The following is a 6,594-nucleotide window of genomic DNA, read 5'->3' as shown; positions in this document are numbered from 1 at the left end:
TCTGGAGACCCCCCATGCAAACCCGCAAGATCCCCGCCACCATCGTCACCGGCTTCCTCGGCGCCGGCAAAACCACGCTGCTGCGCCACCTGCTCATGAACGCGCAGGGCAAACGCATCGCCGTCATCGTCAACGAGTTCGGCGAACTCGGCATCGACGGCGAACTGCTGCGCGGCTGCGGCATCGGCTGCGACGAGAACGGAGAAGAGAACGGTCAGTTGTACGAACTCGCCAACGGCTGCCTCTGCTGCACCGTGCAGGAAGAGTTCGCGCCGGTGATGGAACAGCTCGCCGCGCGGCGCGACCAGATCGACCACCTTGTCATCGAAACCTCCGGCCTCGCGCTGCCCAAGCCGCTGGTGCAGGCCTTCCAGTGGCCCGCGCTGCGCAACGCCTTCACGGTGGACGCCGTGATCACCGTGGTCGACGCGCCCGCCGTGGCCGCCGGCCGCTTCGCCGAAGACCCTGTCGCCGTGGATGCGCAACGCCGCGCCGATGAGAACCTGGACCACGACTCGCCCCTGGCCGAGCTGTTCGAAGACCAGCTCGCCACCGCCGACCTGGTGATCGTGCACAAGACCGACGGCATGGATGCCGCTTCGCTGGCCGCGGTGGAAGCCATCGTCCGCGCCGAAACGCCGGCCGGCGTGAAGCTGGTGCGCGCGCAACACGGCAAGCTCGACCTGGGCGTGTTGCTCGGCCTGGAGCGCGCGGTGGAAGACGTGATCGACCAGCGCAAGACCCACCACGACGAAGAAGAGGACCACGACCACGACGAGTTCGACTCGGTGTCGATCGCGCTGGACGTGGCCGACCGCCAGCGCCTGCTCGACGCGCTCACGGCGCTGGTGCAACGCCACGAGATCTACCGCGTGAAAGGCTTCGTGGCCTTGCCCGGCGCGGCCATGCGCCTGGTGGTGCAGGGTGTGGGCCAGCGCTTCGACAGCCACTTCGACCGCGCCTGGCGCGCCGACGAAACCCGCGCGACGCGCCTGGTGCTGATTGGCGACCACCTCGACCGCGACACGCTGCAGCAAGAACTCCAGTCGGTCCTGAGCGCCGACGCCACGGTGGCCTGACATGCACCTGCTCAGCACGCGCCCCGGAGGCCACGTCGAAGACGGCGGGCAGGGCATCGTTCGTGTCGAACAGACACCGGGCGACATCGTCGTGCTGAGCGCGGCCGACACCACGCTCTCGCTGCTGGCCGACGCGGCCGCGAGCCTGGGCGATGACTTTCCCAAGGTGCGCCTGGCCAACCTGATGTGGCTGCGCCAGCCCGCGTCCACCGACATGTATGTGGACGACGTGCTGCGCCATGCGCGCGTGGTGGTTATCGACCACCTGGGTGCGCCGAGCGACTGGGCCTATGTGGTGGAGCAGGCCGTGTCGCTGGCGACGAAGCGGGGTCAGTGGCTGGCGCTGTTCTCGGGCGACAACGTGCAGGACCCGCAGTTGCTCATGCGCAGCACCGCCGCTCCGGAGGACTGCGACCGCCTCTGGCGCTGCCTGCGCGAAGGCGGGCGCGACAACGCGCTGGCCTTCTTCTCGCTCATCGGCCACGCGGCTTTCGGCATCGGTCCGCGTCCGCCGCCGCCCGCGCCCTTGCCACCAGTCATGCCCTACACCCCGCAGGCGGCAGCGCCGTGGCGCGAAGGCGCGCCCGTGGCGATGCTGGTGTTCTACCGCGCGCACCTGCAGGCCGGCAATACCGCCGTGTTTGATGCGGTCCTCGCCGCGTTGGCGGACAACGGCCTCAACGCCATCGCGGTGGCGGTGGATTCGCTGAAGAACCCGGAGAGCCTGGCCACCTTGCAGACCCTCGCTGCGGAGCGCGGCGTGGGTGTGGTGCTCAACGCCACCAGCTTTGCCGTGGCCTCGCTCGATGGTGAAGCCACGGACGCGGTGGCCCTGGCCGGCGACGCCCCAGTGCTGCAACTCATCACCGCCGGCTGCTCGCTCGAACAGTGGCAGGCCGACCCGCACGGCCTGGCCCCGCGCGACCTCGCCATGCAGGTCGTGCTGCCCGAGGTGGACGGCCGCATCGGCACGCGCGCCATCAGCTTCAAGGGCCTGGCCTGGCGCTGCGAGCGCACCGAGGTCGACGTGGTGCGCTACCAGCCCGAACCCGAGCGCATCCGCTTCGTGGCCGAGCTCGCGCGCCGCTGGTGCGTGCTGCGCGAGAAGCCGAACGCGGACAAACGCCTCGCGCTCATCCTTGCCAACTACCCGAACGACGACGCCCGCCTGGCCAATGGCGTGGGGCTCGACACGCCCGCGTCCACCATGGTGATCCTGCAAGCGCTGCAGGCCCACGGCTATGCCACCGGCGCGCTGCCCACCGACAGTGGCGCGCTGATGGACGCGCTGGTGCAAGGCGTCACCAACGACCTGGATGCGAATCACCACCGGCCGGCCGGGCAGAGCCTGTCCATGGCCGACTACCTCGCGGATTTCGAGGCCTTGCCGCTGGAGAGCCAACAGGCGGTGAACGCGCTGTGGGGTCCACCCGCGCAAGACCCGATGCTGCGCAGCGGCCGCTTCATGGTGGCCGGTCTGCGCATCGGTCAGGTGTTCGTCGGCATCCAGCCCGCGCGCGGTCGCGACCTGGACCTGGTGGCGACCTACCACGACGCCGACCTCGTGCCCACGCACGGGTATCTCGCTTTCTATTTCTGGCTGCGCCGCGTCCTCAAAGTGGACGCGGTCGTGCACGTCGGCAAACACGGCAACCTCGAATGGCTGCCGGGCAAGAGCGTGGCGCTGGGTGCGGCTTGCTGGCCCGACGCGATCCTCGGGCCGCTGCCGCACCTGTACCCCTTCATCGTCAACGACCCCGGCGAAGGCAGCCAGGCCAAGCGCCGCACGCAGGCGGTGATCATCGACCACCTCATGCCCGCGCTCACGCGCGCCGAGACCTACGGCCCGCTGCAGGAACTCGAGCGGCAGATGGACGAGTTCTACGAAGCGCTCTCGCTCGACCCGCGCCGCGCGAAGCTGCTGCGCGAAGGCATCCTGGCGCAGGTGATCCAGCACCAGCTGCACCGTGAACTCGGCTTCGAACCACCGGCCGACGACGCGCAGCGCGAACAACTGCTGGCCCGGCTCGATGCGTATCTGTGCGAGATCAAGGAGTCGCAGATCCGCGATGGTCTGCACATCCTCGGCCGCTCGCCGCAAGACCGCCAGCGCACCGACACGCTGGTGGCGCTCGCGCGTTTTCCGGGTGGCAACGGCGCGGCGCAAGCCAGTCTGCTGGTGGCGTTGGCGAACGACCTGGGCTTGCAGGACTTCGACCCGCTCAATCCCGCGTGGGCCGAGGCGTGGCAAGGTCCGCGCCCCGAGGCCTTGCAACAGCTGAGCGCCGAGCCCTGGCGCCACGCCGGCCACACGCGCGAGCGGCTGGAGTTGCTGGCCACAGCCTTCGTCACTGCGCACCTGAGCGGCGAGGACGCGCCGCTCGATGCGCAAGCCTGGCCGCACACCGCACCGGTGATCCAGCGCATGCGCGAGATCCTCGCCCCCCGGCTGGACGCCTGCGGCCCGAACGAAATTGGCCAGCTGCTGCGCGGTCTCTCCGGCCGCTTCGTGCCCGCCGGCCCCAGCGGCGCGCCCTCGCGCGGCAGGCCCGACGTGCTGCCCACCGGCCGCAACTTCTATTCGGTGGACACACGCGCCGTGCCCACCCCCACGGCCTACGCCATGGGGGCACAGGCGGCCGAGCGCGTGATCGAACGCCACCTGCAGGACCACGGCACGTTCCCGCAAGCGGTGGGCCTGTCGGTGTGGGGCACCAGCACCATGCGCACCGGTGGTGAAGACATCGGGCAGGCGTTCGCGCTGCTCGGCGTGCGGCCCAAGTGGGCCCCCGGCAGCAACCGGGTGGTGGACATCGAGGTGCTGCCCATGGCGATCCGCAATCGCCCGCGCATCGACGTGACCCTGCGCGTGTCCGGCTTCTTCCGCGACGCCTTTCCCAATGTGATCGACCTGTTCGACACGGCGGTGCGTGCGGTCGCCGCGATTTCCGAAGAAGACGAACCCGACGACGTGAACCCCATTCGCGCCCGCGTGCAACGCGAGGCCGTCGAGGCCATGGCAGCCGGTGCCGCCGAGGCCGATGCGCAGCGCAGCGCCACCTGGCGCGTGTTCGGCCCGCGCCCGGGCGGCTATGGCGCAGGCTTGCAGGAACTGATCGACAGCGGCCGCTGGAGCGAGCGCGCCGATCTCGCGCAGGCGTATCTGCGCGCGGGCGCGTTCGCCTACGGCCAGGACGGCCACGGCACCGCCGCGCGCGAAGCCTTCGAGCAGCGCCTGGCGCGCGTGGACGCGGTGTTGCACAACCAGGACAACCGCGAGCACGACATCCTCGACTCCGACGACTACTACCAGTTCCAGGGCGGCATGGCCGCGGCCGTGCAGCAACTCGCGGGTGCACCCGCCGCGCTGTACCACGGCGACTTCAGCGTGCCGGGCGCGCCGCGCGTGCGCACGCTCAGCGAGGAAGTGGCGCGCGTGGTGCGCGCACGCGCGGTCAACCCCAAGTGGATCGATGGCGTGAAACGCCACGGCTACAAGGGCGCGTTCGAGATCGCCGCCACCGTGGACTACCTGTTCGCCTTCGACGCCACCACCGGCGTGGTGGGCGACCACCAGTACGTGTTGGTAGCCGACGCCTACCTGCACGACGACGCCACGCGCGACTTCCTGCAGCGGCACAACCCGCAGGCTTTGCGCGGCATCGGCGAACGCCTGCTGGAGGCCATGCAGCGTGGCCTGTGGGCCGAGCCGGGCGAGCACCGCGAACGCATCGAACAGCACTTGCTGGCGCTGGAACACACGCTTGAAGACCAAGGAACTCCGCCATGAACGCCTCCGTCCCTGAACTGCACGCCGCGTCCGGCGCGGCCTTTCCATTCACCGCGCTGGTGGGCCATGCGTCGTTGCAACGCGCGCTGCTGCTCGCCGCCATCGACCCCGGCATGGGCGGCGTGCTCATCAGCGGGCCGCGCGGCACGGCCAAGTCCACCTCGGCGCGCGCCTTGGCCGCGCTGCTGCCGCAGGCGCCTTTCGTCACGCTCCCGCTGGCAGCCAGCCTCGAACAACTGGTGGGCACGCTCAACCTCGAAGACGTGTTGCGCGACGGCGCGGTGCGCCTCGCGCCCGGGCTGGTGGCGCGCGCGCACGGCGGCGTGTTGTACGTCGATGAAGTCAACCTGTTGCCCGATGCGCTGGTGGACGCGCTGCTCGACGTGGCCGCCAGTGGCGTGAACACCGTGGAGCGCGACGGCGTTTCGCGCCAGCATGCCGCGCAGTTCGTGCTCGTGGGCACCATGAACCCGGAAGAGGGCGAACTGCGCCCGCAACTGCTGGACCGCTTCGGCCTGTCGGTCGCGCTGGCCAACCCGGACGATGCCGCTCAACGCCAGGCCATCGTGCGTGCGCGCCTCGCGTTCGACGCCGACCCGCAGGCGCTGCTCGCGCAGCATGCCGACACGCAGGCGCAACTGGTGGCCCGACTGGCGACCGCGCGCGCCGCGCTGGCTGCGTTGCACTGGTCCGACGCCGTCGTGCGGCATGCCGCCCAGCTCGCGCTGGCCGCTGGTGTCGACGGCATCCGCGCCGACCTCGTCATGTTGCGTGCCGCGCGCGCATTGGCAGCGCTCGAAGGGCGCGACACCGTGGGCGTGGACGACGTGGACACCGTGGCCGAGCTCGCGCTGGCGCACCGCCGCTCTGCGCACGCACCGCCACCCCAACAGCAGGCACCCGCGCAAACGCCCCCGAACGGGCAGGGCGCAGCTGCCTCGAACGAAGCCGCGCCCGATGGCGACTGGGGCGCCTTGCCGCCCCAGCCCGACGCCATGGCGCGCGTGAAGAACACGGGGGCATGGCCCCCAAAAAAAGCATGAGCCACCCCAGCCCACGCGCGCTCCCGGCGCCTGGCGGCTGGCGGTGGCAGGCCCCGAACCCCTTGCCGCGACCGGGCCTGGCCCGGCACGCGGCGCGCCCGGCCGATGGCAAGGGCACGGGCATCCACTGGGTGCGCACGCTGGTGGCCAAGGGCGCGCAGCGCCTCGCACCCGAGCACCTGCGCCACGCACCGCTGAACGCCCGTGTGCCCCGCCTGCACTTGATCGCGCTCGACACCTCGGGTTCGATGCGCCGGGGCGGGCGGCTGGCCTGGGCCAAGGGCTACGCCGCGCGGCTGATCGAGCAGGCCGCGCGCGCGGGCGAGCACGTGGCGCTGCTGAGCTTCGGCGGCCTGGGGGTGCAGTTGTTGCTGCCGCCCGGCCCGGCGCGCGCCGCGGGCAGCGAACGCGTGCGGCCCGTGGGCGGTGGCGGCGGCACGCCGCTGTCGGCCTGTCTGCGCGAAGCCGAGCGCCTGTTGCGCAAGGTGCAGCACCGGCGCGGAGCGGCGGGCACGGATTGCCTGTGGCTGCTCACCGATGGCCGCACGCTCGAACAACCCACGGCCCCGGCGGCGGCGGGCCACATCGTCGTGGTGGATTTCGACGACCCCTTGCGGCCCATCGGCCGGTGCGCGGCCTGGGCCGAGCGCTGGCAGGCCGAGCACCGCCTGCCGGCTTGAAC

At 71.2% G+C, this 6,594-nt stretch carries 4 protein-coding genes; all 4 read left to right on the top strand.

The features are described from left to right. Nucleotides 1-14: 14 nt before the first annotated feature. From cobW to FFS09_RS01000, 4 genes are read left to right on the top strand one after another with little or no spacing between them, the layout of a single operon-like run. On the top strand, nt 15-1,079 hold the full coding sequence (gene cobW, locus FFS09_RS01015; RefSeq protein ID WP_137916998.1) for a cobalamin biosynthesis protein CobW: 1,065 nt from the start codon (nt 15-17) through the stop codon (nt 1,077-1,079). Nucleotide 1,080: 1 nt separating this feature from the next. After that, nucleotides 1,081-4,869 carry a cobaltochelatase subunit CobN gene (cobN, locus tag FFS09_RS01010; RefSeq protein ID WP_137916997.1) on the top strand — a complete coding sequence of 1,263 codons (3,789 nt, stop codon included), beginning with the start codon at nt 1,081-1,083 and terminating at the stop codon, nt 4,867-4,869. After that, nucleotides 4,866-5,912, top strand: coding sequence for a magnesium chelatase ATPase subunit I (locus FFS09_RS01005; protein WP_137916996.1), 1,047 nt, complete (start codon nt 4,866-4,868; stop codon nt 5,910-5,912). The genes cobN and FFS09_RS01005 overlap by 4 nt, the downstream gene beginning before the upstream one ends. Further along, nucleotides 5,891-6,592, top strand: a complete 702-nt coding sequence (locus tag FFS09_RS01000; protein ID WP_137916995.1) for a vWA domain-containing protein — start codon at nt 5,891-5,893, stop codon at nt 6,590-6,592. The genes FFS09_RS01005 and FFS09_RS01000 overlap by 22 nt, the downstream gene beginning before the upstream one ends. Nucleotides 6,593-6,594: the final 2 nt, after the last annotated feature.

The organism is Hydrogenophaga sp. 2FB (genome assembly GCF_005503365.1).
In the GTDB taxonomy this organism is placed as follows: domain Bacteria; phylum Pseudomonadota; class Gammaproteobacteria; order Burkholderiales; family Burkholderiaceae_C; genus Hydrogenophaga.
Note: the sequence above shows the minus strand (reverse complement) of the source record. Positions and strands in the feature narration are given on the sequence as shown.

Coding starts and splice junctions, on each gene's coding strand:
- cobW (WP_137916998.1), top strand. CDS start 15: ATGCAAACCCGCAAGATCCCCGCCACCATCGTCACCGGCTTCCTCGGC.
- FFS09_RS01005 (WP_137916996.1), top strand. CDS start 4,866: ATGAACGCCTCCGTCCCTGAACTGCACGCCGCGTCCGGCGCGGCCTTT.
- cobN (WP_137916997.1), top strand. CDS start 1,081: ATGCACCTGCTCAGCACGCGCCCCGGAGGCCACGTCGAAGACGGCGGG.
- FFS09_RS01000 (WP_137916995.1), top strand. CDS start 5,891: ATGGCCCCCAAAAAAAGCATGAGCCACCCCAGCCCACGCGCGCTCCCG.